General features: G+C 69.6%; 22 protein-coding genes. 11 read left to right on the top strand and 11 right to left on the bottom strand.

Translation table 11 applies throughout. The features are described from left to right. Positions 1–135: 135 nt before the first annotated feature. The 8 genes from proC to CEG14_RS11570 all read left to right on the top strand — a co-directional run bounded on the left by proC (position 136) and on the right by CEG14_RS11570 (position 8,997). Positions 136–969: a pyrroline-5-carboxylate reductase gene (proC, locus tag CEG14_RS11605; RefSeq protein WP_094826510.1), complete on the top strand. Its 834-nt coding sequence runs from the start codon at positions 136–138 to the stop codon at positions 967–969. Positions 970–1,007: 38 nt separating this feature from the next. Continuing rightward, a complete protein-coding gene (locus CEG14_RS11600; RefSeq protein WP_094827507.1) occupies positions 1,008–1,547 on the top strand; it encodes a queuosine precursor transporter in 540 nt (179 codons plus the stop codon). Between the two features lie 349 nt (positions 1,548–1,896). Beyond that, positions 1,897–3,012: a high-affinity branched-chain amino acid ABC transporter substrate-binding protein gene (locus tag CEG14_RS11595; protein ID WP_094826509.1), complete on the top strand. Its 1,116-nt coding sequence runs from the start codon at positions 1,897–1,899 to the stop codon at positions 3,010–3,012. 100 nt (positions 3,013–3,112) lie between these two features. Beyond that, on the top strand, positions 3,113–4,039 hold the full coding sequence (livH, locus tag CEG14_RS11590) for a high-affinity branched-chain amino acid ABC transporter permease LivH (protein WP_094826508.1): 927 nt from the start codon (positions 3,113–3,115) through the stop codon (positions 4,037–4,039). After that, complete coding sequence (locus CEG14_RS11585) at positions 4,039–5,274, top strand: high-affinity branched-chain amino acid ABC transporter permease LivM (protein WP_094826507.1); 1,236 nt, start codon at positions 4,039–4,041, stop codon at positions 5,272–5,274. Before livH ends, CEG14_RS11585 begins: the two co-directional genes overlap by 1 nt. Beyond that, positions 5,271–6,038: a high-affinity branched-chain amino acid ABC transporter ATP-binding protein LivG gene (gene livG / locus CEG14_RS11580; RefSeq protein WP_094826506.1), complete on the top strand. Its 768-nt coding sequence runs from the start codon at positions 5,271–5,273 to the stop codon at positions 6,036–6,038. Before CEG14_RS11585 ends, livG begins: the two co-directional genes overlap by 4 nt. Continuing rightward, a complete protein-coding gene (locus CEG14_RS11575; RefSeq protein WP_094826505.1) occupies positions 6,039–6,740 on the top strand; it encodes an ABC transporter ATP-binding protein in 702 nt (233 codons plus the stop codon). A gap of 301 nt (positions 6,741–7,041) precedes the next feature. Further along, positions 7,042–8,997 carry a methyl-accepting chemotaxis protein gene (locus CEG14_RS11570; protein ID WP_094826504.1) on the top strand — a complete coding sequence of 652 codons (1,956 nt, stop codon included), beginning with the start codon at positions 7,042–7,044 and terminating at the stop codon, positions 8,995–8,997. Between the two features lie 48 nt (positions 8,998–9,045). Here the strand turns inward: CEG14_RS11570 and CEG14_RS11565 are convergent, their stop codons facing one another. The 3 genes from CEG14_RS11565 to CEG14_RS11555 form a co-directional block, all read right to left on the bottom strand. Next, the gene (locus CEG14_RS11565) at positions 9,046–9,789 is read right to left on the bottom strand and encodes an aspartate/glutamate racemase family protein (protein WP_094826503.1); all 744 of its coding nucleotides are present in this window, start codon (positions 9,787–9,789) and stop codon (positions 9,046–9,048) included. After that, positions 9,789–11,246 (bottom strand): N-acyl-D-amino-acid deacylase family protein, encoded by a 1,458-nt coding sequence (locus tag CEG14_RS11560; RefSeq protein WP_094826502.1) that lies wholly within the window; start codon positions 11,244–11,246, stop codon positions 9,789–9,791. The genes CEG14_RS11565 and CEG14_RS11560 overlap by 1 nt, the downstream gene beginning before the upstream one ends. Before the next feature lie 67 nt (positions 11,247–11,313). After that, the gene (locus tag CEG14_RS11555; RefSeq protein ID WP_094826501.1) at positions 11,314–12,291 is read right to left on the bottom strand and encodes a Bug family tripartite tricarboxylate transporter substrate binding protein; all 978 of its coding nucleotides are present in this window, start codon (positions 12,289–12,291) and stop codon (positions 11,314–11,316) included. A gap of 130 nt (positions 12,292–12,421) precedes the next feature. Between CEG14_RS11555 and CEG14_RS11550 the strand changes: the two genes are divergently transcribed. Beyond that, positions 12,422–13,393 carry a LysR family transcriptional regulator gene (locus CEG14_RS11550; RefSeq protein WP_094826500.1) on the top strand — a complete coding sequence of 324 codons (972 nt, stop codon included), beginning with the start codon at positions 12,422–12,424 and terminating at the stop codon, positions 13,391–13,393. Here the strand turns inward: CEG14_RS11550 and CEG14_RS11545 are convergent. After that, positions 13,363–14,091: a glutathione S-transferase gene (locus tag CEG14_RS11545; RefSeq protein ID WP_094826499.1), complete on the bottom strand. Its 729-nt coding sequence runs from the start codon at positions 14,089–14,091 to the stop codon at positions 13,363–13,365. The genes CEG14_RS11550 and CEG14_RS11545 overlap by 31 nt on opposite strands. After that, positions 14,081–14,293, bottom strand: coding sequence for a hypothetical protein (locus CEG14_RS25705; protein WP_143277203.1), 213 nt, complete (start codon positions 14,291–14,293; stop codon positions 14,081–14,083). The genes CEG14_RS11545 and CEG14_RS25705 overlap by 11 nt, the downstream gene beginning before the upstream one ends. 223 nt (positions 14,294–14,516) lie before the next feature. Between CEG14_RS25705 and CEG14_RS11540 the strand changes: the two genes are divergently transcribed. Then, the gene (locus CEG14_RS11540; protein WP_094826498.1) at positions 14,517–15,476 is read left to right on the top strand and encodes an N-carbamoyl-D-amino-acid hydrolase; all 960 of its coding nucleotides are present in this window, start codon (positions 14,517–14,519) and stop codon (positions 15,474–15,476) included. A gap of 66 nt (positions 15,477–15,542) precedes the next feature. Here the strand turns inward: CEG14_RS11540 and CEG14_RS11535 are convergent, their stop codons facing one another. Then, positions 15,543–16,160 (bottom strand): glutathione S-transferase family protein, encoded by a 618-nt coding sequence (locus CEG14_RS11535; RefSeq protein ID WP_094826497.1) that lies wholly within the window; start codon positions 16,158–16,160, stop codon positions 15,543–15,545. A 238-nt stretch (positions 16,161–16,398) separates the two neighbouring features. On the opposite strand from CEG14_RS11535, the gene CEG14_RS11530 reads away from it, so the two are divergent. Next, complete coding sequence (locus CEG14_RS11530; protein WP_306437026.1) at positions 16,399–17,580, top strand: PQQ-dependent sugar dehydrogenase; 1,182 nt, start codon at positions 16,399–16,401, stop codon at positions 17,578–17,580. Between the two features lie 46 nt (positions 17,581–17,626). Here CEG14_RS11530 and CEG14_RS11525 read toward each other — a convergent pair whose 3' ends face one another. From CEG14_RS11525 to CEG14_RS11505, 5 genes are read right to left on the bottom strand one after another with little or no spacing between them, the layout of a single operon-like run. Beyond that, positions 17,627–19,024, bottom strand: a complete 1,398-nt coding sequence (locus CEG14_RS11525) for a M20 family metallopeptidase (RefSeq protein ID WP_094826496.1) — start codon at positions 19,022–19,024, stop codon at positions 17,627–17,629. Beyond that, positions 19,021–20,010, bottom strand: a complete 990-nt coding sequence (locus tag CEG14_RS11520; RefSeq protein WP_094826495.1) for an ABC transporter ATP-binding protein — start codon at positions 20,008–20,010, stop codon at positions 19,021–19,023. Before CEG14_RS11520 ends, CEG14_RS11525 begins: the two co-directional genes overlap by 4 nt. After that, the gene (locus tag CEG14_RS11515; RefSeq protein WP_094826494.1) at positions 20,007–20,987 is read right to left on the bottom strand and encodes an ABC transporter ATP-binding protein; all 981 of its coding nucleotides are present in this window, start codon (positions 20,985–20,987) and stop codon (positions 20,007–20,009) included. The genes CEG14_RS11520 and CEG14_RS11515 overlap by 4 nt, the downstream gene beginning before the upstream one ends. 1 nt (position 20,988) lies before the next feature. After that, a complete protein-coding gene (locus tag CEG14_RS11510) occupies positions 20,989–21,915 on the bottom strand; it encodes an ABC transporter permease (RefSeq protein WP_094826493.1) in 927 nt (308 codons plus the stop codon). A 10-nt stretch (positions 21,916–21,925) separates the two neighbouring features. Then, positions 21,926–22,843: an ABC transporter permease gene (locus tag CEG14_RS11505; RefSeq protein ID WP_094827505.1), complete on the bottom strand. Its 918-nt coding sequence runs from the start codon at positions 22,841–22,843 to the stop codon at positions 21,926–21,928. Positions 22,844–22,865: the final 22 nt, after the last annotated feature.

Here is a 22,865-nt window from a genome sequence, read left to right as displayed (position 1 = left end):
TTTGTGACAAAGGCGTGACTTTTACACCATGCCGGTGTGCTGTCAAATGGCCGCGCGACGCAGAGCCTGCGAAATCCCGGACCGGATGAGTCTGGCCATTCTGCGCCGCAGTCCGGCGGTTTACAATCCTCGCCCATGGAAAACCAACTCTCTATCGCATTCATCGGCGGCGGCAACATGGCGGCCGCGCTGGCCAGCGGCCTGGCCGGCAAGGTGTGCCCGGCAGGCAACATCCACGTCGTCGACATCAACGCCGACGCCCATGCCGCCTGGCAGGCGCGCGGCATGACCACCGCCACCGCCCCGGACGCGGCCCTCGCGCGCGCGCGCGTCTGGATTTTTGCGGTCAAGCCGCAGAACATGCGCGAGGTGGTGGCCGCCGCGCGCCCGTGGCTGCGCGACGACACCCTGGTCATCAGCGTCGCCGCCGGCCTGCGCGCCGACACGCTGGCGCAATGGCTCGGCAGCGCCGAGGCCCCGTGGCAGCGCCTGGTGCGCTGCATGCCCAACACGCCCGCGCTGGTCGGCGCCGGCATGACCGGCCTGGCCGCGCTCGCGGGCGTCGACGCCGCCGATCGCGAGCTGGCCACGCGCCTGCTGGGCTCGGTGGGAGAGGTGGTGTGGGTGGCCGACGACGCCGCGCTCGACGCCGTCACCGCGCTCTCGGGCAGCGGCCCCGCCTATGTGTTCCTGTTCCTGGAGTCGCTGATCGAGGCCGGCCTGAAGCTGGGCCTGAGCGCCGAGCAGGCGCGCCAGCTGGCGCTCGGCACCTTTGCCGGCGCCACCCGCCTGGCGGCCGAGTCGGAAGACGGCCCCGGCGTGCTGCGCGAGCGCGTCACGTCCAAGGGCGGCACCACCGCCGCCGCGCTGGCCGTGTTCGAGCAGGCCGACTTCCGTGGCCTGGTGGCGCGCGCCCTCGACGCCGCCGCCGCGCGTTCGCGCGAGCTGGCGCAGGAGTTCGGCAAGTGAAACCGGCCGTCAACCACGCGCCGGGCCGCTACGAGCCCATGCGCGTGGCGCAATTCCTGATCGCGGTGCTGTGCATGTGCGCCGTGGTGGTCGGCTCCAACATCCTGGTGCAGGTGCCGCTCAACGACTGGCTCACCTGGGGCGGGCTGTCGTACCCGATCGCGTTCCTGGTCACCGACGTGCTCAATCGGCGCTTCGGTCCGGCCGCGGCGCGCCGCGTGGCCTGGTTCGGCTTTGCCGCGGCGCTGGCCGTGTCGGTGTGGGTGGCCTCGCCGCGCATCGCGCTGGCCTCCGGCCTGGCCTATATCTGCGCCCAGCTGATCGACATCCAGGTGTTCGACCGCCTGCGCGACCAGCGCTGGTGGCGTGCGCCGCTGCTCTCCGGCGTGATCGGCGCGGTGTTCGACACCGCCATCTTCTTCTCGGTGGCGTTCGCGGCGACCGGCGCGCCGTGGGTGAGCTGGATGCTGGGCGACCTGGCCATCAAGCTGGCGGTCAACATCAGCATGCTGGCGCCGTTCCGCGCGCTGATGTGGAACCTGGCCCGACCGGCCGACGGAGTGGCCCAGGCACGCTGATCCTGGCCATATCGCGGGCCGCGCGCCGGTTGCCTGGGAGGGCGGCCGGCGCGTTGTCTTTTGGGCGACAGGGAAGGCGGGAAGGAATGTGGCATTTGCATAAAACAAAAGCCTTACATGACGATTACGTCCGGCATTTTCCGATATCCGTCACACTTTTTCCCGGATATGAAAATACTGGGGATTGTACGCAGTGACAGCCTTTAGGCTTGCTTTCAGAATACCGCCCACATTGGTTTTTTGCCCAAGAAGCCGGTAATGCGCATGTCAGAAGCCTGGCCAGATCGGCCCGGCCCCCGGCAGGTGCAAAGCCGCACCGAACCAACCCCCTCTAGCCGGGAGAATCCGCATGAAGTTGTCGCAACGCTTTACGCCGCTTGCATTTGCGATCGGGGCACTGGCACTCGCAGGTGCTGCCCACGCCGCCGATACCATCAAGATCGGTATTCCCCAGCCCATGACCGGCCCCAACACCCAATACGGTGACCAGATCCAGGCCGGCGCCCTCACGGCAATCGAAACCATCAACGCCAAGGGCGGGGTCAAGGGCAAGAAGCTCGAACCCATCCTGATCGACGACGGCTGCGAGCCCAAGCAGGCCGTGCCGGCCGCCAACCGCGTGGTCAACTCGGGCGCCAAGTTCGCCGTGGCCCACGCGTGCTCCGGCGTCACGGTCGCCGCCGTCAACGTGTACGAGCAGGAAGGCATCGTCGGCATCACGCCGGGCGCCACCTCGCCGCTGGTCACCGACACGATCAAGCCGCACTTCTTCTTCCGCACCATCGGCCGCGATGACCAGCAGGGCCCGTTCGCCGCCCACTACATCGCCAAGACGATCAAGCCCAAGAAGGTCGCCGTGCTGCACGACAAGCAGACCTACGGTTCGGGCGTGGCCACCCAGGTCAAGAACACGCTGGAGGCCGACAAGGTCAACATCGCGCTGTTCGAAGGCATCAACGTCGGCGACAGCGACTACTCGGCCATCATCACCAAGCTCAAGTCGGCCGGCGTCGATTTCGTCTACTTCGGCGGCTACCACCCCGAGCTCGGCCTGCTGCTGCGCCAGTCGCGCGAGCAGGGCCTGAACGTCCAGTTCATGGGTCCGGAAGGCACGGCCAACCAGGATCTGGTCGCCATCGCCGGCCCGGCCATCGACGGCCTGCTGGTCACGCTGCCCTCCGACTTCACCAAGCTGCCGGGCAACGAAGGCGTGGTCAAGGCGTTCAAGGATGCCAAGCGCGATCCCGACGGCGCCTTCCAGATGCCGGCCTACGCCGCGGTCCAGCTGATCGCCGAAAGCATCAACGCGGTGGGCGAAGACCCCGCCAAGGTGGCCGACTACCTGCACAAGACCACCTTCAACACCGCCATCGGCAAGGTCGAGTACGATGCCAAGGGCGATCTGAAGGACTTCGAATTCGCCGTCTTCAAGTGGGACAAGGCCGGCAAGAAGACCCAGCTGTAAACACGCGCCGCCGGCGTCGCGCCGGCGCTGTCGCATACGCCCAGGTTTCCGGCTCCGGGTCGTACCACCGGAGCCGGTTCCGTTTGGAGCATGAATCAATATGTCCGATCTCCTCCCGCAACTCACCCAGCAGTTCTTCAACGGACTGTCCCTGGGTGCCATCTATGCGTTGATCGCCATCGGCTACACAATGGTCTACGGCATCATCGGCATGATCAATTTCGCACACGGCGAGATTTACATGATCGGTGCCTACGTCGGTCTGGTCACCCTGACCGCCATCGGCACCAATAGCGGGTTGCCCCTGCCTTTCGTGATCGCCGCCATGCTGGTGGTCGCGATCGTCGTGACCAGCATCTATGGCTATTCGGTCGAGCGCGTGGCCTATCGGCCGGTGCGCAGCAGTCCCCGCCTGGTCGCCCTGATCTCCGCGATCGGGATGTCGATCTTCCTGCAGAACTGGGTCGCGCTGGGGCAGGGCGCCCGCGACATGGCGGTGCCCTCGCTGGTGAGCGGCGCGCTGCAGTTCCACATGGGCTCCGACTTCGACGTGACCGTGCCGTACTCGCGCGTGATGATCATCGTGGTCACCGTGCTGCTGATGATCGCGCTCACGCTGTTCATCAAGTATTCGCGCATGGGCCGCGCGTCGCGCGCCTGCTCGCAGGACATGCACATGGCGAACCTGCTGGGCATCGACACCAACAAGGTGATCTCGTTCACGTTCGTGCTGGGCGCCGCGCTGGCCGCGGTCGGCGGCGTGCTGATCGCCATCACCGTCGGCAAGCTCAACCCGTTCATCGGCTTCATCGCCGGCATCAAGGCCTTCACGGCCGCCGTGCTGGGCGGCATCGGCAGCATCCCCGGCGCCATGCTGGGCGGCGTGCTGCTGGGCCTGGCCGAGACCTTCGCGGCCGCCTACATCTCCTCGCAATACAAGGACATCGTGGCGTTCGGGCTGCTGGTGCTGATTCTGCTGTTCCGTCCGACCGGGCTGCTGGGCAAACCTGAGGTAGAGAAAGTCTGATGGCCAACAACGCTCTCAAGAATGCGACGATCGCGGCCGTCCTGACCGCGTTCATCATCACCCCCATCTTCGGCCTGCAACTGATCCGCCAGGGGGCGCGCACCCTGATGGAGCCGCGCTGGGACCTGGTCGCGATCGCCGTCATCGGCGTGTTCGTGTTCCAGCTGGTGCGGCCCTGGATCGCCGTGCCGTTCCGCCGCCTCAAGACCGGGCTGCCGGTGCTGCCGGCCGCGCCCACCAAGGGCCGCAAGTGGGTGTTCCTGCTGATCGTCGCCGCCGCGGTGATCTGGCCGTTCTTCGCCGGCCGCAGCAACGTCGACATCGCCACGCTGGTGCTGATCTACGTGATGCTGGGCCTGGGCCTGAACATCGTGGTGGGCTTCGCCGGCCTGCTCGACCTGGGCTTCGTCGGCTTCTACGCCGTGGGCGCCTACACCTACGCCTTGCTCTATCACTGGGGCGGCTGGAGCTTCTGGGAGGCGCTGCCGTTCTCGGGCGCGATGGCGGCGCTGTTCGGCTTCGTGCTGGGCTTCCCGGTGCTGCGCCTGCGCGGCGACTACCTGGCCATCGTCACGCTGGGCTTCGGTGAAATCATCCGCCTGCTGCTGATCAACCTGAACACCGTCACCGGCGGTCCCGACGGCATCTCCGGCATTCCCAAGCCCACCGTGTTCGGCCTGGAGCTCACGCGCCGCGCCAGCACCGAGGGCAGCCAGACCTTCCACGAGTTCTTCGGCCTGGCCTTCCAGAACCAGCACATGGTGGTGTTCCTCTACCTGATGGCGCTGGCGCTGGCCCTGATCACGCTGTTCGTCTCGACACGGCTGATACGCATGCCGGTGGGGCGCGCCTGGGAGGCGTTGCGCGAAGACGAGATCGCCTGCCGTTCGCTGGGCCTGAATCCCACCCGCATCAAGCTCTCGGCGTTCACGCTGGGCGCGATGTTCGCCGGCTTTGGCGGCGCCTTCTTCGCGGCGCGCCAGGGCATGGTCAATCCGGAGTCGTTCACCTTCATCGAATCCGCGCTGATCCTGGCCATCGTGGTGCTGGGCGGCATGGGCTCGCAGGTGGGCGTGATCCTGGCGGCGATCCTGCTGACCGTGCTGCCCGAGCTGGCGCGCGAGTTCGCCGAATACCGCATGTTGATGTTTGGTCTGGTGATGGTGTTGATGATGATGTGGCGTCCGCAAGGCCTGTTGCCCATGAAGCGTCCTCACGTGGAGCTGCGTAAATGAGCGAAACCTTGCTGAAAGTCTCCGGCCTCACGATGCGCTTCGGCGGCCTGCTGGCCGTCGACAGCGTGGCCTTCGAGGTCAAGCGCGACGAAGTGTTCGCCATCATCGGCCCCAACGGCGCGGGCAAGACCACGGTGTTCAACTGCGTGGGCGGCTTCTACAGGCCCACGGCCGGCGAGATCGTGATGGACGGCAAGCCCATCCTCGGCCTGCCCAGCCACAAGGTGGCGCGCCACGGCCTGGTGCGCACCTTCCAGAACGTGCGGCTGTTCAAGCAGCTCACCGTGCTCGAAAACCTGCTGGTGGCCCAGCATACGCAGGTGGAGTCGCGCCTGCTGCCGGGCCTGCTCAAGCTCAAGTCGTATCGCCAGGCCGAGGCCGACGCGCTCGACCGGGCCGCCCAGTGGCTCGATTTCATGGGCCTGCGCGAGCTGGCCAACCGCGAGGCCGGCAACCTGGCCTACGGCCATCAGCGCCGGCTCGAGATCGCGCGCTGCATGATCACCAAGCCGCGCCTGCTCATGCTCGACGAGCCGGCGGCGGGCCTGAACCCGCAGGAAAAGCGCGACCTGCAGACGCTGATCGACCAGCTGCGCCGCGAGTTCGGCGTGGCGGTGCTGCTGATCGAGCACGACATGAGCCTGATCATGGGGATCTCCGACCGCATCCTGGTCATGGAGCATGGCAAGCCGATCACCACCGGCACCCCCGATGCCGTGCGCAACGACCCGCGCGTCATCAAGGCGTACCTGGGGGAAGAGTAAATGCTGAAGCTGGAAAACATCCATACCTACTACGGCGCGATCCAGGCGCTCGACGGCGTGTCGGTCGAGGTGAACCAGGGCGAGATCGTGACGCTGATCGGTGCCAACGGCGCCGGCAAGACCACGCTGCTCATGACCGCCTGCGGCAACCCGCGGGCGCGCAGCGGCACCATCACGTTCGAGGGCCGCGACATCACCCAGGCCGAAACGCATGACATCATGCGCAGCGGCATCGCCATCTCACCCGAAGGGCGGCGCGTCTTCAAAGACCTGACCGTGGCGGAAAACCTGATGATGGGCGGGTTCTTCTCCAAGCGCGAGCAGATCCAGGAAGGGCTCGAGCACGTCTACAAGCTGTTCCCGCGCCTGAAGGAGCGGGCGGCGCAGCGCGCCGGCACGATGTCGGGCGGCGAGCAGCAGATGCTGGCCATCGGGCGCGCGCTCATGACGCGGCCGCGTCTGCTGCTGCTCGACGAGCCCACGCTCGGGCTGGCGCCGCTCATCATCGCGCAGATCTTCGACATCATCCGCACCATCCGCGAAGAGGGCGTGACCGTGTTCCTGGTCGAGCAGAATGCCAACAAGGCGCTGCAGGTGGCCGACCGCGGCTACGTGCTCGAAAACGGCCGGGTCGTGCTCGAGGACACGGGCGCGAACCTCCTGATCAACGACGAGGTGCGGCGCGCCTATCTCGGCGGCTGACCTCGGGGTCTGCCCTCAGCCGCTGCGGCATGGGCATCCAGGCCTGGTTCCGGTTTCCGGAAACCAGGCCTTTTTCTTGGCGGCGGCGCTGGCGCAAGGCGCTTGCACGCGTGGGTTCACGTCATCGTGAGACGGCAATCTCACGGATCGCGCGGCGAAAGTGCATGCAATTTCTTTTAGTTGCTTTTATCTCGCGCAAATAGCACTGAAATATTTAAGTTTATCGACCGGCGGGTCGTAGTCAGGTGGCGTGGCCGGGGGAATTGTCTCCCCGGGCGTCGTACGCTTGAGCGAGAACCGCATGACCCGTCCGTCCCCCCGCCGCGCCTGGAGCGTGGCATCCCGCCTTTCCCTGATGGTGCTGTGCCTGGTCACCATCGTCTTCCTGGGTTTCACCTGGGCCCTGTACCGCGGCATGGTGGCCAGCGTCGAGCGCGAAGTCACCGAGCGCATGCGCGTGGAGGCGCAGGGCATCGCCGCGATGGTGCGCATGTACAGCGCCACCGTGCAGACCGAGGCCGACCGCTTCATGAACATCTTTGCCGCCGACCTGCCCGAGCCCTATGCGCTCGACACGGCGGCGCGGCTGCCGGCCGGCGCGCGCGACGCGCCGACCCTGCGCGCCGGCGAGGTGGTGCTGAACCAGAACCTGGCCGTGCCCGATCGCTTCACGGCGCGCACGCAGGGCGTGGCCACGCTGTTCGCCCGCGACGGCGACGACTTCGTGCGGGTGGCGACCTCGGTGAAGGACGCCGCCGGCCAGCGTGCGATGGGCACGGTGCTGGCGCGCGACAGCGCGGCCTACGCCAAGGTCAGCCAGGGCCAGACCTATTCCGGCCCGGCGACCTTGTTCGGCACCTTCTACATGACCACCTACCGCCCGGTGAAGGATGCCGGGGGCAGGGTGGTCGGCATTCTGTTCGTGGGCGTGGACATCGCCGCCACCACCGAGGCGCTCAAGCGCGACGTGGCGTCGCGCCGGGTCGGCGCCAGCGGCGGCTACCAGGTGATCGCGGCCGCGCCCGGCGCGGCGCACGGCCAGTATCTCGTGCCCGCCGCGCTGGCCGGCAAGAGCGCGCTCACCGGCGCGGACGCGCTGGTCGACGACACCGGCCAAGCGCTCGTGCCGGCCATGCTGCAGGCGCGCGACGGCGCCTTTGCGCTGGTCCAGCAGGGCGAGGAGCAGTTGTACGCGCACGCCTACGCGCCGGAATGGCAGTGGCTGGTGGTGGGGCGCGCCAGCCTGGCCGAGCTCACCGCCGACGTGCGGCGCGCGCGGCTGGTGTACGTCGGCGCGGCGCTGGGCGCGATCCTGGCGCTCACGGCGCTGCTGTTCGGCGTGATCCGCCGCACCGTGGGCCGGCGCCTGAACCGGGCCGTGGCCGTGGCCGAACAGCTGGCGCAGGGCGATCTGCGCGCCCGCGCCGAGCCTGGCCGGCCCGACGAGATCGGCCGCCTCACGTCGGCGGTGAACGGCATCGGCGACGGCCTGATCGGCATCGTGCAGCGCGTGCGCGCGGCCAGCTCCACCATCAACGGCCAGACGCAGGAGATCGCGCAGGCCAGCGCCGACATGTCGGCGCAGACCGAGAGCCAGGCCGCCAACGTGGAGGAGACCGTGGCCAGCCTGGAGCAGTTGACGGCCACCGTGGCGCAGAACGCCAGCCACACCGAGCAGGTCGATCACCAGACCCGGGTCGCGGCGCAGGCGGCCGACGCGGGCAGCGCGGTCGTGGACACGCTGGTGCAGGCCATGGACGGCATGAGCGCGGCCGCGGGCAAGATGTCGGAGATCATCGGCGTGATCCACAGCATCGCCTTCCAGACCAACATCCTGGCGCTCAACGCCGCCGTCGAGGCGGCGCGCGCGGGTGAGGAAGGGCGCGGCTTTGCGGTGGTGGCGAGCGAGGTGCGGCAGCTGGCGCAGCGCAGCGCCGAGGCGGCCAAGAGCATCGAGGCGCTGATCCAGACGGCGCTGGCCGAGGTCGATGCCGGCCATCGCCATGCCGGCGACACGCGCGCGGCCATCGGCGGCATCGCCACCCAGGTGCGCGAGGTCGCGGTGCTGGTGAACGACATCTCCACGGCGGGCCGTGAGCAGTCGGCCGGGATCGCGCAGATCAACTCGGCCGTGGCCCACATCGGCGACATGACCCAGCGCAACGCGGCGCTGGCCGACGACGCGGCGCGCATCGCCCGCGGCCTGGCCGACCTGGCCGCGCAACTCGATGAATCGGTGGGGGTGTTCCGGACCTGACCGCCGCGCCGGCGCGCGCCGGCGGGGGCGGATCGGAAGCGCCCGGCCTCAGGCGGCCTGGCGTTGCGCGTTCCGGACGCGGTCGTAGTAGCCGATGGCGGCGAGCGCCAGCGCGTCGATGGAGTCGGTGAGCGGCACGCCCAGGCCGGGACGCAGCGCGTGCGGTACCGCCAGCGGCAGCTCGGTGCAACCCAGGACCACGGCGTCGGCGCCGCGCTGCTTCAGGCGCGCGATGCACTCGGCGGCGGGCGCGTACGCCTCGTCGAGGCGATTGCCCTTGACGGCGGCGATCGAGGCGGCGCACAGCGACTGCACTTCGTCGGCGGTGGGCACGATGCACTCGTAGCCGTGCTTCTCCAGCGTCTGCTGGTAGAGGTTGAGCGCCAGCGTCGCGGGCGTGCCCATCAGGCCGATGCGGCCGGTGGGGATGCCCTGGCGCTTCAGGTCTTCGGCCACCGCCTCGATGATGTGCAGCACCGGGCATTGCGCCGCGGCGGCGATCTCGTCGTACCAGAGGTGCGCCGTGTTGCACGGAATGGCGATCAGCTGCGCGCCCGCGTCGTTGAGGAAGCGGATGCGCTCGAGCATGTGCGGCAGCGGATCCTCGCCGCCGGCCAGGCGCGCGCTGCTGCGGTCGGGAATGCGGGGATCGTTCAGGAGCAGCGTGGGGATGTGCTGCTGGTCGACACTGGCGGGGGTGAGGGCGGCGAGCCGCAGGGCGAAGGCGGCGCCGGCCATGGGGCCCATTCCGCCGAGCACGCCCAGGAAACAAGGTTGCATCGGGTGATTCATCAAGCGACTTCCGAACCAGCGCGTGCGGCAGGCTTGAGCACCTGGCCGGGCAACGCGCCACTGGGCGACTGGCCGTTCCAGACCAGCGCGCCGTTGACCCAGACCGCGGCTATGCCCTGGCTTTGCTGCACGGGGGCGGCGAAGGTGGCCAGGTCGGAGACGGTGTCGGGATCGAATAAGACGATGTCTGCATGATACTCCTTTCGCAACAGTCCCCGTTTCTCCAGGCCGTACTGCTCGGCGGCCAGGCCGGTCATGCGGTGGATCGCGGCGGGCAGGCTCAGCACCCGCTCCTCGCGTACCAGCCGGCGCAGCACGTGGGTGAACGTGCCCCATTGGCGGGGGTGCGGATGCGGATCGAAGGGCAGGCCGTCGGAGCCGACCATGGTGAGCGGATGTTCGAAGATCCGCGTCACGTCGGCCGAGTCCATCAGGAAGTAGATCGCGCCGGCGGGCGCCAGGCGCGCCAGCGTGGCCTCGTCGTCCAGGCCCAGCTCGGCCTGCACGTCGGCGAAGTCGCGGCCGGTGGCGGCGGGGTAGCCCTGCGACCAGGTGATCATGGTGCGGCTCGCGAGCCGCACGCGATCGATGCGCAGCATCGTGGACGTGGCGGGGTAGGGATGGCAGTCGAGGCAGACCGGCTGGTGCCGGGCCGCCTCGGAGATCATGTCGAGCGTTTCGCGGCTGCGGCCGTGGTTGCGCTCGCCGGCCAGCTTGTGGTGCGAGAACACCACGCGCGCGCCGGTGGCCTGGCCGATCTGCAGCGCCTCTTCCATGGCGGGCACGATGTGGTCGGCCTCGTCGCGCAGGTGGGTGGCGTAGATCGCGGCGCGGCCGGCCAGCGGGGCGCACACGTCCAGCAGCTCGTCGGTGGGCGCGGCGCTGGCGGGCGGATAGAAGGTGCCGGTGGACACGCCGAAGGCGCCGGCCGCCATCGCCTCGTCCAGCAGCGCGGCCATGGCCGCGCGTTCTGCGGCGTTGGCGGCGCGGCTGGTGTCGTCCATCACCGCCACGCGCAGCGTGGTGTGGCCGACCAGCGGAATCACGTTGGTGGCGGCGGGTTGCGCGCGCAACTGGTCGAGCCAGGCGGCGAAGCTTTCGTAGCCCCAGAGCTCGGGCGGGCCCAGCAGGTCGAGCGGTTGCGGCAGCACGGCGCGCGCGGGCAGCGGCGCCAGGCTGATGCCGCAGTTGCCGGTGACCACCGTGGTGATGCCCTGCGACACCTTGGGCGTCATGTCCGGATGGGCCAGCAGGTAGCCGTCGTCGTGGGTGTGCGAATCGATGAAGCCGGGCGCCACCACCCGTCCGCCCGCCTCGAACTGCGGCACGCCGTCGGGCAGCGCGAACGGGCCCACGGCCGTGATGGTCTGGCCCTGCACGGCCACATGGCCCGACACGGCGGGCGCGCCGCTGCCGTCGACGATCAGGGCGTTGGTGATGATGAAATCGGCTTGCATCTGGGTGAGACCTGCTGCTGGCTGCGTCGGAAGAAAAAACGCGCGGCCGCGGCCGCGCGTCGTGCGCTCAATCGAGTTTTTCGATCTTCGCGCTGTCGATGATGTTGCGCCACTTGGTGGTTTCCGCGTCGATCAGGCGCTGGAAGTCGGCCGGCGTGCCGCCTGCGGGCTCGGCGCCCAGGCCGGCCAGGCCGGTGCGCACCTCAGGCACCTGCAGCGCCTTGACCAGGGCCTTGTTCAGGTAGTCGACCACCTCGGGCGGGGTGCCCTTGGGCGCCACCACGCCGCCCCAGGCCACGGTCTCATAGCCCTTCAGGCCGCTCTCGTCCAGCGTCGGCACCTCGGGCAGGAGCGCCAGGCGCTTGAGGCTGCTCACGCCGAGCGCGCGCACCTTGCCGCTCTTGATCAGCGGCACGGCCTCGGAGGAGTTCACGAAGGTGAAGTCCAGGCGGCCGCCCAGCAGGTCCTGCAGCGCGGCCGGGCCGCCGTTGTAGGGGATGAACATCACGTCGACGTTGGCCATGCTCTTGAACAGCTCGCCGCCCATGTGGCCGGTGGTGCCGACGCCGGAGGCGCCATACGACATCTTGCCGGGCGCGGCCTTGGCGCGCGCGATCAGGTCCTGCACCGACGTCACCGGCGACTCGGCCGGCACGATCAGCACGTTGTAGAGGTCGAACAAATGCGCGACGGGCGTCAGATCCTTGTCGACGTCGTAGGGCAGCTTGTTGAACAGCGAGCGGTTGACCGCCAGCGTGTTGATGTTGCCGTAGCCGATGGTGTAGCCGTCGGCGGCGGCGCGCTTGATCAGCGCGATGCCGATGTTGCCGGCCGCGCCCGGGCGGTTTTCCACCACCACGGTGGCGCCGGTGTCCTTGGCGAGCTGGGTGGTCACCAGGCGCGACAGCACGTCGGGCGAGCCGCCGGCCGCCGAGGGCACGACGAAGGTGACCGGCTTGTCCGGGAAGGCGGCGACGGCGCTGGCGCTGACCAGCGTGGCGGCCAGGGCGGCAATGCCCAGGCTGCGTTGGAGGTATCGGTTCATGTGGTATTTCCCCTGTTGTGGCTTGTTCGATACTGCGCCGGGCAGGTTATCACCGGGGTCTCGACCGTCCCTCATCGAAAAATGTCCCAAACCTATAATTCGTCGTTATTGCCTGCAAGGATGCGCCGCCATGGCCGATGATGATTTTCCCGACGACACCGGCCCCGGCCCGCAGGGCAGCCGGCCGCTGAACCTGCGCCAGATCGAGGTCTTTCGCGCCATCATGATGGCCGGCTCGATCAGCGGCGCGGGCCGCGCGCTGCACGTCTCGCAGCCGGCCGTGAGCCGGGTGCTGGCGCTGACCGAGTCGCGGCTGGGCTACGCGCTGTTCGAGCGCGCGCGCAGCCGGCTGGTGCCCACGCCGGAGGCGCGCAGGCTCTACGGCGAGGTCGAGCAGGTCTACGGCGGGATCCAGCGGGTCAACGACCTCGCCGCGGCGCTGGCCCACGACGGCGCGGGCATGTTGCGGGTGGTGTCGAGCGCGAGCTTCGGCCAGCGCCTCGTGCCGCAGGCCATCCTGCGCATGCGCAAGCGCAACGAGCGCAGCCGGGTGGACTACCGCAGCGTGACCTTCGACGAGCTGGCGGGCTATTTCCTCACGGGGCGGGCCGACGTGGGCCTGTCCATGTCGCCGCCCGAGCATCCCAACCTGAGCTCGACGCTGCTGGGCGAGGTGCCGGTGGTGTGCGTGGTGCCGCGCGGCCATGCGCTGGCCGAACATGCGGTGATCCACGCGGCCGATTTCTCGTCGGCGCAGTGGATCGGCTATCCGCCCGACACGCCGCTGGGCCGCGCGCTGGCGCCGTTCTTCGGCGGCGCGCCGGCCTGTCCGGCGGCGGTCGAGGTGCATTCGCCGGTCACCGCCTGCGCCTTCGCGCTGCAGGGACTGGGGCCGGCGCTGGTCGACCGCTGGTGCGTCACGCCCGAGCTCGAGGGCCAGGTGGAACTGCGGCCGGTCGAGCCGGCCGTCAGCGCGCCGATCTGGGCCACCCACACCAACCTGGCGCCGCTGCCGCTGCTGGGCCGGCGCTTTCTCGCGGCAGCCCAGCAGGTGCTGGCCGAGGCGGCCGATCAGTCTTCGAGCGGGTCGAGCTCGTCGTAGTGGCGGAAGATGCCGTTGCCCCACGGGAGGCGGCGCGGGCTGTTGAAGTAATCCTGCAGCGAGGGCAGGCGCTCCACGCGCTGGTGCAGCGCCATCAGGCGCGGATAGGCGTGCGCGATGCGCAGCATGCGGCGCGGGAACGCGTACAGCAGGCCGTCGAGCACGTAGTAGAGCGAGAGGTCGGCGTAGGTCCAGCCGTTGGCCGTGAGCCAGCCGCTGTCGGCGTGGACCAGCTTCTCGAAGTAGCCGAGGAACTTCGGCAGCCGGTTGGCGCGGAAGTCGGCCGCGCGGCGGCTCGCCTCGTCTTTCTGGTCTTCGTAGTACAGGCCGGCGGCGATCGGGTGATAGACGTCGTGCACCTCGGTGACCAGGTCCGCGAGCGTGAGCTGCACCTGATTGATCCAGAGCCGGCCCTCGGTGTCGGCCGGCGCCAGCCCATGCTTCTCGCCCAGATACAGCAGGATGTTGGCGGCCTGCCCGATGGTCATGCCGTCGGCGACCAGATAGGGCGGCGCGAAGGGCGGGTGCGCGCGGGGCTGCTGCAGGTCTTCGACCAGGCTGGCGGAGTCGCCGTCGTGGTTCTTGCCGTCGTTTTCGCGGGCGCGGTCACGGTAGGGAATGCCGGCCGCCTCGAGCGCGAGGCGCACGAATTCGCCGCGTCCGGGGATGCCGTCCCAATACCAGAGGTCATAGCTCATTGCCGGGGTCTCCTTGCGGGTTGCCTTGCGTGGGGCGTGTTGCCCGGGACGGGCGAAGCCGCATGGCGCGTGCCCATGCCACGTTGTAACCGGCCCGGGCCGCGGATGCACGCGCGGCGGCGAGTGCGGCGGTCAGTGCGGCGGCCAGTGCGGCGGCGAGTGCGGCGGCCAGCGCGGCGGTCCTGGCGGCATCGGCGATCATTGAATTTTGTCGCTGGCTCATAACGCGGCGCTATCGGCCCGCGCCACCCGGATCGCGCCAGCGCCAGCATTGGCGCGGGTTTGCGGCAATTTCGCCCGCCGCCGCGCGGGCGCGCCGTGGCGGGCAGGCGCCGCTATGCCGCGCGCGCCGCGTGGCGCATGCTTCGGGTTTGGACTGGGCAGGCGGCACGTTGCCGCGCGCCCGCAGGACGAGGAACAGCACAATGAGCGAGACGGGGAAGGGCAAGCGCAGGATCGGATTGGCGGTGGCGCAGATGGGGCCGGTGCATCTGGCCGACACGCGCGAACGCGTGGTCAAGCGCCTGGTGGAGATGCTGCGCGAGGCCCATGGCCGCGGCGCCGAGCTGGTGGTGTTTCCGGAGCTGGCGCTCACGACCTTCTTCCCGCGCTACTGGATGAGCGACGAGGAGGCCCAGGCCCGCTTCTTCGAGCCGACCATGCCCAATGCGCAGGTCCAGCCCCTGTTCGACGAGGCGCGCCGCCTCGGCGTGGGCTTCTACCTGGGCTACGCCGAACTCACGCCCGACGGCGTGCCGTTCAACAGCGCGATCCTGGTCGACAAGGCGGGCGCCATCGTGGGCAAGTATCGCAAGATCCACCTGCCGGGCCACGACGACCACAAGCCGGACGCGCCGTTCCAGCATCTGGAGAAGAAGTTCTTCAACGTGGGCGACGAGCCCTTCGGCGTGTGGGATGCGCTCGGCGCGCGCGTGGGCATGTGCCTGTGCAACGACCGCCGCTGGCCCGAGACCTGGCGCATGATGTCGCTGCAGAGCGCGGAAGTCGTGGTGCTGGGCTACAACACGCCGTCGCACAACATCCACTGGCCGGAGCCGGTGCACCTGCGCATGCATCATCATCTGATCACCCTGCAGGCGAGCGCCTACCAGAACTGCGTCTGGGCCGCGGCCGCCGCCAAGTGCGGCGCCGAAGACGGGCACCACATGATCGGCGGCTCGGTGATCGTGGCGCCCACGGGCGAAATCGCCGCGCAGACCGTGACCGAAGACGACGAAGTCATCGCGGTGAGCGCCGACCTGGACCTGGCCGAGACCTTCCGCCGCAACGTGTTCGACTTCGCGCGCCACCGCCGGCCGGAGCATTACTCGCTCATCACCGAGCGCGTGGGCCCGGGCGACGCGCTGCCGCGCAAGCCGCTCTGATTGCGCACGCAACAAAAGCAAAGCGGGAGCCTCGGGCTCCCGCTTTTCATTGGCGCGGCGGCCGTGTCACTGCAGGTCTTCGGCCTTGAGCGCAGCCTGGACCTTCGGGTCGGCGGACATGCGCTTGAAGAAGGCGGCGAGGTGGTCCTTGCCCGACAGGTCGATCTCCTTCGCGTGGGCCCAGCGCAGCACCACATACAGATAGGCGTCGGCGATCGAGGGCTTGGCGCCGGTGAGGTAGTCGCGGCCGGCGAGCTGCTGGTCGATCACGCCGAACAGATTGCGCAGCTGGGCCGCGGCGGCGCCGCGCAGCTGGGCTTGCGCGGCCTCGTCCTCGACGTAGCGCTGCGGGCCGAACACCAGCGAGAAGGTCTTGTGCACGTCGGAGTTGATGAAGCCGACCCAGCGGCGCACCTCGGCGCGGCCGCGCGCGCTGCCGTCGCCCAGGAGCTGCAGCGCGGCGGGCGCCTGTTCGGCGATGTATTCGAGGATGGCGGCGTTCTGCGTCAGGGTGAGATCGCCGTCGGTGAGGGCGGGCACGGCGCCCAGCGGATTGACCTCGAGATACGCGGGCTGCTTGAGCTCCTCGCGCGCCACGCGCTGCGTTTCATAAGGCTTGCCGGCCCATTCGAGCACGATGTGGCCTGCGAGCGAGCAGGCGCCGGGCATGTAGTACAGTTTCATTGAACGTGATCTCCAAGAGGCCGGACCGCATCTGTCCGGGCATCGCGTTATGGTACGCCAATCGGACGGCGGCTTCGTGCCGACCGTGGCCCCGCGGCCCGGCCCCAGCGCTTCGTGTCGACCGTCCTGCGCGGACGGCTTCTGCCGGGATTTTTCTCCAATACGCCAACCACCTGTCGCGGGGAGGTTTTCAATGACGTATCACGGTCCGTCCGTCGATTCTGCGGTTCCCACATCCGTGCGCGCCTCGGCCGCGCCTTCGCCCGTCTCGTTGCGGGTCGCGCTCGCCGCCAGCGCCGCGCTCGTGTTCGCCTGCGCCGCCTGGACGGCCGCGCAGGCCGCCTCCACCGAAAGCATGAAGCCGGTGGAGGTCCAGGCCCAGGTCACCGAGGTGGCCGGCGGCCTGGAGCATCCGTGGGGCCTGGCCTTCCTGCCCGATGGCGACATGCTGATCACCGAGCGGCCGGGCCGGCTGCGCCTGCTCGACCGCTCGGGCAAGCTGTCGGCGCCGCTCACCGGCGTGCCGCGCGTGTGGGCCGAGGGCCAGGGCGGCCTGCTCGACGTGGTGCTCTCGCCCGGCTTCGCGCAGGATCGGCGCGTATACCTGTCGTACGCCGAAGCGGGCGACGGCAAGGCGGGTACGGCGGTCGGCTATGGCCGGCTGGCCAACGACAAGCGCTCGATCACCGAGTTCAAGGTGATCTTCCGCCAGGAGCCCAAGCTCTCCACCGGCAATCACTTCGGGTCGCGCCTGGTGTTCGACGACAAGGGCTATCTCTTCATCACGCTGGGCGAAAACAACCAGCGGCCCACCGCGCAGGAGCTCGACAAGCTGCAGGGCAAGATCGTGCGGCTCACGGCCGAGGGTCGCGTGCCGCAGGACAACCCCTTCGTCGGCCAGGCCGGCGTGCGCCCGGAGATCTGGTCGTACGGCGTGCGCAATCCGCAGGGCATGGCGCGCAATCCCTGGACCGGCGTGGTCTGGGAGCATGAGCACGGCCCGCGCGGCGGCGACGAGATCAACCTGGTCGAGCGCGGCGCCAACTACGGCTGGCCGATCGCCACCCATGGCATCAACTACTCCGGCCTGCGCATTCCCGAGGCCAAGGGCGCGACCATGGAAGGCGCCGTCGATCCGCATTATTGGTGGAAGAAGTCGCCCGGCGTGAGCGGCATGGCGTTCTATACCGACGAGCGCCATCCGGCCTGGAAGCATTCGCTCTTCATCGGCGCGCTGGCCGAGGAGGACCTGATCCGGCTGCAGCTCGACGGCGACCGGATCGTGCGCGAGGAGCGCCTGCTGGGCAAGCACAAGGCGCGCGTGCGTGACGTGCGCCAGGGCCCCGATGGCGCCATCTACATCCTGACCGACGCACCCGCCGGCGCGCTGCTGCGCGTGACGCCGCCCGCGGCGAAGTAGGCCCGGTCGCGGCCAAGGGCCGGGCCGCGCGCCCGGCCTTGGCGTCTCAGCGCGGCGCGCGCCCTTCGGCGGCCGCCGCGCCGATGTCCCAATACAGACCCGTCATGCCCAGCAGCCCTTCGCGCATCAGCTCGGGCGGCAGGTGCTCGTTGGGCGCGTGCTGCGAGCAGCCGGGATAGGAGTGCGGCACCCAGACCGTGCGCACGCCCAGCACTTCCGTGAAGATGTCGTTGGGCAGCGAGCCGCCCAGGTTCGGCAGGATGGCGGGCTTCTTGCCGGTGGTCTGCGCCAGCGAATCCACGGCGAAGCGGACCCAGGCGTCGTCGGGATCGATGCGGGTGGCCTTGAACATGGTCTCGCGCGTGGTGGCGATCTGCACCATGGGAAAGCCGTGGCTGTCGAGATGGCGGCGCAGCGCCGGCAGCAGGTCGTCGGCATCCACGCCCACCACGAAGCGCAGCTGGCAGCGGGCCCACGCGCGCGGCGGGATCGCGTTGACCGGCGTCTCGGGGTTGCCGGTCTTGTAGGCCAGCACCTCGAACGAACACCAGCCGAACACGCGTTCTGCCGGCGACAGGCCCGGCTCGCCCCACCAGGGCTCGATCTCCGGGCCGTCGCTGCCGCCGTCGACCTCGCAGTCGGCCAGCGCGCGGCGCACCGACTCGGGCAGCTCGCGCGGCACCCACTCCGGCACGCGGATCTGGCCGGTGGGCGAGACCAGCGTGGCGATGGCGTGCGCGAGCTGGATGCCGGGATTCGAGATCAGGCCGCCCCAGTTGCCGGAATGATGGCCGCCGGCGCGCGCCTCGATGGTGAGATCGAAGTTCAGGCTGCCGCGCGCGCCCAGGAACACCGTGGGCCGGCCCGGCGCGAGGCGCGGGCCGTCGGAGGCGATCAGCAGGTCGGCGCGCAACGCGTCGCGCTCGGCCTCGCACAGTTCGCGCAGCCCGGGCGACCCGGTTTCCTCGCCCATCTCGATCAGGTACTTGGCATTGAAGCCGAGCTTGCCGCGCGTCTCGAGCACCAGCCGCAGCGCCTCCATGTTGATGCTGTGCTGGCTCTTGTTGTCGGCGATGCCGCGGCCATACCAGCGGCCGTCGCGTTCGGTCATGGCCCAGGGCGACAGCCCTGCGTGCCACTCGGGCTCGAGCCCGCGGATCACGTCGCCGTGGCCGTAGCCCAGCACGGTGGGCAGCGCCGGGTCTTCGATGCGCTCGGCCAGCAGGAACGGCGCCCGCGCCTTGGGATGGGTGAGGGTGCGGCAGGTGAAGCCCATGGCCGCGAACGCCGGCTCGATCTCGTCGGCCAGGTAGCGCGCCAGCTCGGCGCCGCGATCGGGGTTCTGGCTTTCGGTGGGGATGGCGATGCGGCGCGCCAGCAGGCGGCCGAAGTCGCCGGAATCGAAGCGGTGCGCGGCATTTTCCAGGGCGAGATCGCGGCTCATGAGAGGGTGGCTCCGGTGGCGGTGGGCGAGGCGGGATAGAGGTGGCAGGCGACGACGGCGGCGCCGGCGGCCGCCAGCGGCGGCCGCACCTCGGCGCATTGCGGCATGGCGTGCTGGCAGCGCGGATGGAACGGACAGCCCGAGGGCGGATTGACCGGATCCGGGAACGACAGGCCCAGGCCCATGTCGGGGATGCCCAGGCCCGGCTCGGGCGTGAGCACCGAGGCCAGCAGCGCCTGGGTGTAGGGATGGCGCGGGTTCGCATACAGCTCGGCGGTGGGCGCGGACTCCACCACGCGGCCCAGGTACATCACCGCGACGTGGGTGGCGAGGTGTTCGACCACCGCCAGGTTGTGGCTGATGAACACATAGGTGAGGTTGAAGTCGCGGCGCAGCTCCATCAGCAGGTTCATGATCTGGGCCTGCACCGACACGTCGAGCGCCGAGGTCGGTTCGTCGCAGATCACCAGCTCGGGCTTCATGACCAGCGCGCGCGCAATCGCCACGCGCTGGCGTTGCCCGCCCGACAGCTGGCTGGGCGTGTTGTGCGCCAGGCGCGGCGGCAGGCCGACCCGTTCCAGCATCTCGATGGCCTTGTGCTGCCTGCGGTTCTCGATGCCGTGCACCTCCAGCGGCAGCGACACGATGGCGGCGATGCTGCGGCGCGGGTTCAGGGAAGAATACGGGTCCTGGAAGATCGGCTGCACGCGCCGGGCCATGGCGCGCCGGTCGAGCCGGCCGATGTCCTGGCCGTCGAGCTCGATCTGGCCGGCGCTCGGCGCGGTCAGGCCCAGCAACAGGCGCGCCAGCGTGGACTTGCCGCAGCCCGACTCGCCGACGATGCCAAGCACCGAGCCGCGCTCCACGTCGAGGTCGACGCCGTTGACGGCATGCAGGGTGCGGCGCGGGCGGAACATGCCGGCACCGATCTGGAAGCTGCGCTGCACCTGGCGGGCGCGCAGCAGGGGCGTGGCGGGGACGTTCATGCGGCCTCCAGTTCGGCGTGGATGCAGCGCCAGTGCTGGCCCTGCGCATGGTGCAGCGGAATCGCGTCGCGGCAGGCCTGGGTGGCGTAGCGGCAGCGGTCGGCGAAGGCGCAGCCGCGGATCGTGCCCACCAGCGAGGGCACCACGCCCGGGATGGTGCCCAGCTCCGTGCCGGGCTGGCTGCGGCCCGGCACCGGGATACAGTCGAGCAGGCCGCGGGTGTAGGGATGGCGCGGCGTGGCAAACAGCTCGTGCACCGGCGCTTCCTCGACGATCTGGCCGGCATACATCACCGCCACGTGGTGCGCGATGCGCGCCACCACGCCGAGGTCGTGGGTGATCAGCACCATGGCGATGCCGAGCTCGGCCTGCAGCTCGGCCAGCAGGCGCAGGATCTGCGCCTGGATGGTGACGTCGAGCGCGGTGCTGGGCTCGTCGGCGATCAGCACCTCGGGCCCGCACATCAGCGCCATCGCGATCATGACGCGCTGGCGCAGACCGCCCGACAACTGGTGCGGGTACTGGCCCAGCCGCTCGCCGGCCGACGCGATGCCGACCTTGTGCAGCAGCTCCGCGGCCCGCTCGCGCGCCTGCGCCGCGCTGGCCTTGCGGTGGTGGATGTAGTGCTCGGTGAGCTGGGTGCCGATGGTGTAGGCGGGGTTGAGCGCGGTCATGGGCTCCTGGAAGATCATGGCCATCTTGTCGCCGCGCAGCGCGTTGGCGCGCCGCCGGCTGGCGTGGGCCAGGTCTTCGCCGCGCACCGCGAGGCGGCGGGCGCTGCGCTTGGCCGCGCGCGGCAGCAGTCCCATGATGGCGAGCGAGGTCATGGACTTGCCGCAGCCCGATTCGCCCACCAGGCACAGCGTCTCGCCGGGCCGGACCTTGAAGGACACGTCGCGCACCGCGTGCAGCGTGCCGTTGGGCGTGTCGATGTCGACCGACAGGCCATCGATTTCCAATGCGTAGTCGTGTGCCACGTCAGCTCCTTTCCTGCGGCGTGAGCAGTTGATGCAGGCCGTCGCCCGCCAGGTTGATCGCGAAGATCAGCAGCGCCAGCGCGGTGCCGGGGATGGCGATCAGCCAGAACGAGAAGAACATGTAGGCCTTGGCCTCGGAGATCATCAGCCCCCACGAGGGCAGCGGCGGCTGCACGCCCAGGCCGAGGAAGGACAGCGAGGCCTCGAGCAGGATGGCGCTGGCGGCCTCGAGCGTGGCGATCACGATCAGGTGCGGCACCACGTTGGGCAGCACCTCGCCGCGGATGATGCGCCAGGTCGAGGCCCCGGCGGCCTGCGCGGCCGCCACGTATTCGAGCGAGCGCACCTGCTGGGTGGCGCTGCGCATCACCACCGCGAAGCGATCCCACTTGAGCAGGCCCAGCACCAGGATCACGACCCACAGCGAGCCGCCCACCAGCGCCACGGTGGCGAGCGCCACCAGGATCACCGGCAGCGACAGCCGGGTGGTGACGAGAAACGACACCACCAGGTCGACGCGGCCGCCGAAGTAGCCGGCCGCCATGCCCATGGCCGTGCCGATCAGGCCCGACAGCAGCGCCACGCTCACCCCGATCAGGAGCGAGATGCGCGCGCCGTACATCAGGCGCGACAGGTAGTCGCGGCCGAGCTGGTCGGTGCCGAGCGGGTGCAGCCAGGTGCCTTTCTCGTACCAGACGGGCGGCGCGGTGCGGTAGGCAAGATCCTGGAAGTAGGGGTCGTGCGGGGCGAGCCAGGGCGCGAACAGCGCCACCAGCACGATGAAGAGCAGCAGGCCGCCGCCCACCATCAGGGCCTTGTTGCGGCGCAGGGCCGACCAGGCGGAGCGGCGCGGCGGGGCGGCCGGGCTCACCGCGGGGGCGGCGGGCCCCTGCGTGGCCGGGGTGGAGGCGAGGGTACGGACGTCCATGGCGGCCTCCTTATGCGGCGCGGATGCGCGGATCGAGCCAGGCGTTGGCGACGTCGGCGGCCAGCGTCAGCAGCACGTACAGCACCGACAGCAGCAGCACGATCAGCTGCATCACCGGAAAATCCTTGTAGGTGATGCTCTGGTAGGCCAGGTAGCCCAGGCCGTCGAGGGCGAAGATGGTCTCCACCACCACCGAGCCGCCCAGCAGGTAGCCCAGCTGCACGGCCGCCAGCGCCACCACCGGCACGATGGCGTTGCGCAGCGCGTGCTTGAAGATCACGGTGCCGGCCGGCAGGCCCTTGGCGCGCGCGGTGCGGATGTAGTCGGCCGCCAGCACCTCGATCATGCCGGCGCGGATGAGCCGCATGAAGGCCGGCGCGACGTAGTAGCCCAGCGCGATCGAGGGCATTACGAAGTGCTGCCAGCTGCCGCTGCCCGACACCGGCAGGATGCGCAGCGTGAGCGAGAACAGCATGATGAGGATCAGGGCGAAGAAGAAGTTCGGCAGCGCCTGGCCCAGCACCGCGATGGCCAGACAGAGGCGGTCGATGAAGCTGCCCTTATAGAGCGCGGCCAGCACGCCCAGCGGGATCGAGATCAGCAGCGCCACGGCCAGCGCGCCCATGCCGAGCTGCAGCGTGGTGATGAGCTTGCCCCAGATCAGCGGGCCGGCGGGGGTCTTGAAGTACACCGACATGCCGAAGTCGCCGCGCACCACGTGCCAGAGCCAATCGGCGTACTGCACCACCAGCGGGCGGTCCAGGCCGTAGGCCTTGCGCACCGCGTCGATGTCCGCCTGGCGCGCGCCTTCGCCGGCGAGCGCCAGCGCCGCATCGCCCGACAGGTGCAACAACAGGAACGCCAGGATCGAGACCGTCAGTGCCACCAGCACGGCCAGGCCCAGGCGTCTGAGCGTATAAGCCAACATATCCATCCACCTCTTGCATCCA

This window comes from Bordetella genomosp. 1 (assembly GCF_002261335.1).
Taxonomy (GTDB): Bacteria; Pseudomonadota; Gammaproteobacteria; order Burkholderiales; family Burkholderiaceae_B; genus Bordetella.
Note: the sequence above shows the minus strand (reverse complement) of the source record. Positions and strands in the feature narration are given on the sequence as shown.

Bases quoted from the DNA above. Each gene is read 5' to 3' on its own strand.
- CEG14_RS11535 (WP_094826497.1), bottom strand. From the start codon at position 16,160: ATGAAACTGTACTACATGCCCGGCGCCTGCTCGCTCGCAGGCCACATC.
- CEG14_RS11510 (WP_094826493.1), bottom strand. From the start codon at position 21,915: ATGGACGTCCGTACCCTCGCCTCCACCCCGGCCACGCAGGGGCCCGCC.
- CEG14_RS11585 (WP_094826507.1), top strand. From the start codon at position 4,039: ATGGCCAACAACGCTCTCAAGAATGCGACGATCGCGGCCGTCCTGACC.
- CEG14_RS11550 (WP_094826500.1), top strand. From the start codon at position 12,422: ATGGCCGATGATGATTTTCCCGACGACACCGGCCCCGGCCCGCAGGGC.
- proC (WP_094826510.1), top strand. From the start codon at position 136: ATGGAAAACCAACTCTCTATCGCATTCATCGGCGGCGGCAACATGGCG.
- CEG14_RS11555 (WP_094826501.1), bottom strand. From the start codon at position 12,291: ATGAACCGATACCTCCAACGCAGCCTGGGCATTGCCGCCCTGGCCGCC.
- CEG14_RS11505 (WP_094827505.1), bottom strand. From the start codon at position 22,843: ATGTTGGCTTATACGCTCAGACGCCTGGGCCTGGCCGTGCTGGTGGCA.
- livG (WP_094826506.1), top strand. From the start codon at position 5,271: ATGAGCGAAACCTTGCTGAAAGTCTCCGGCCTCACGATGCGCTTCGGC.
- CEG14_RS11595 (WP_094826509.1), top strand. From the start codon at position 1,897: ATGAAGTTGTCGCAACGCTTTACGCCGCTTGCATTTGCGATCGGGGCA.
- CEG14_RS11600 (WP_094827507.1), top strand. From the start codon at position 1,008: ATGCGCGTGGCGCAATTCCTGATCGCGGTGCTGTGCATGTGCGCCGTG.
- CEG14_RS11560 (WP_094826502.1), bottom strand. From the start codon at position 11,246: ATGCAAGCCGATTTCATCATCACCAACGCCCTGATCGTCGACGGCAGC.
- CEG14_RS11520 (WP_094826495.1), bottom strand. From the start codon at position 20,010: ATGAACGTCCCCGCCACGCCCCTGCTGCGCGCCCGCCAGGTGCAGCGC.
- CEG14_RS11575 (WP_094826505.1), top strand. From the start codon at position 6,039: ATGCTGAAGCTGGAAAACATCCATACCTACTACGGCGCGATCCAGGCG.
- CEG14_RS11565 (WP_094826503.1), bottom strand. From the start codon at position 9,789: ATGAATCACCCGATGCAACCTTGTTTCCTGGGCGTGCTCGGCGGAATG.
- CEG14_RS11540 (WP_094826498.1), top strand. From the start codon at position 14,517: ATGAGCGAGACGGGGAAGGGCAAGCGCAGGATCGGATTGGCGGTGGCG.
- CEG14_RS11525 (WP_094826496.1), bottom strand. From the start codon at position 19,024: ATGAGCCGCGATCTCGCCCTGGAAAATGCCGCGCACCGCTTCGATTCC.
- CEG14_RS11570 (WP_094826504.1), top strand. From the start codon at position 7,042: ATGACCCGTCCGTCCCCCCGCCGCGCCTGGAGCGTGGCATCCCGCCTT.
- CEG14_RS25705 (WP_143277203.1), bottom strand. From the start codon at position 14,293: ATGATCGCCGATGCCGCCAGGACCGCCGCGCTGGCCGCCGCACTCGCC.
- livH (WP_094826508.1), top strand. From the start codon at position 3,113: ATGTCCGATCTCCTCCCGCAACTCACCCAGCAGTTCTTCAACGGACTG.
- CEG14_RS11545 (WP_094826499.1), bottom strand. From the start codon at position 14,091: ATGAGCTATGACCTCTGGTATTGGGACGGCATCCCCGGACGCGGCGAA.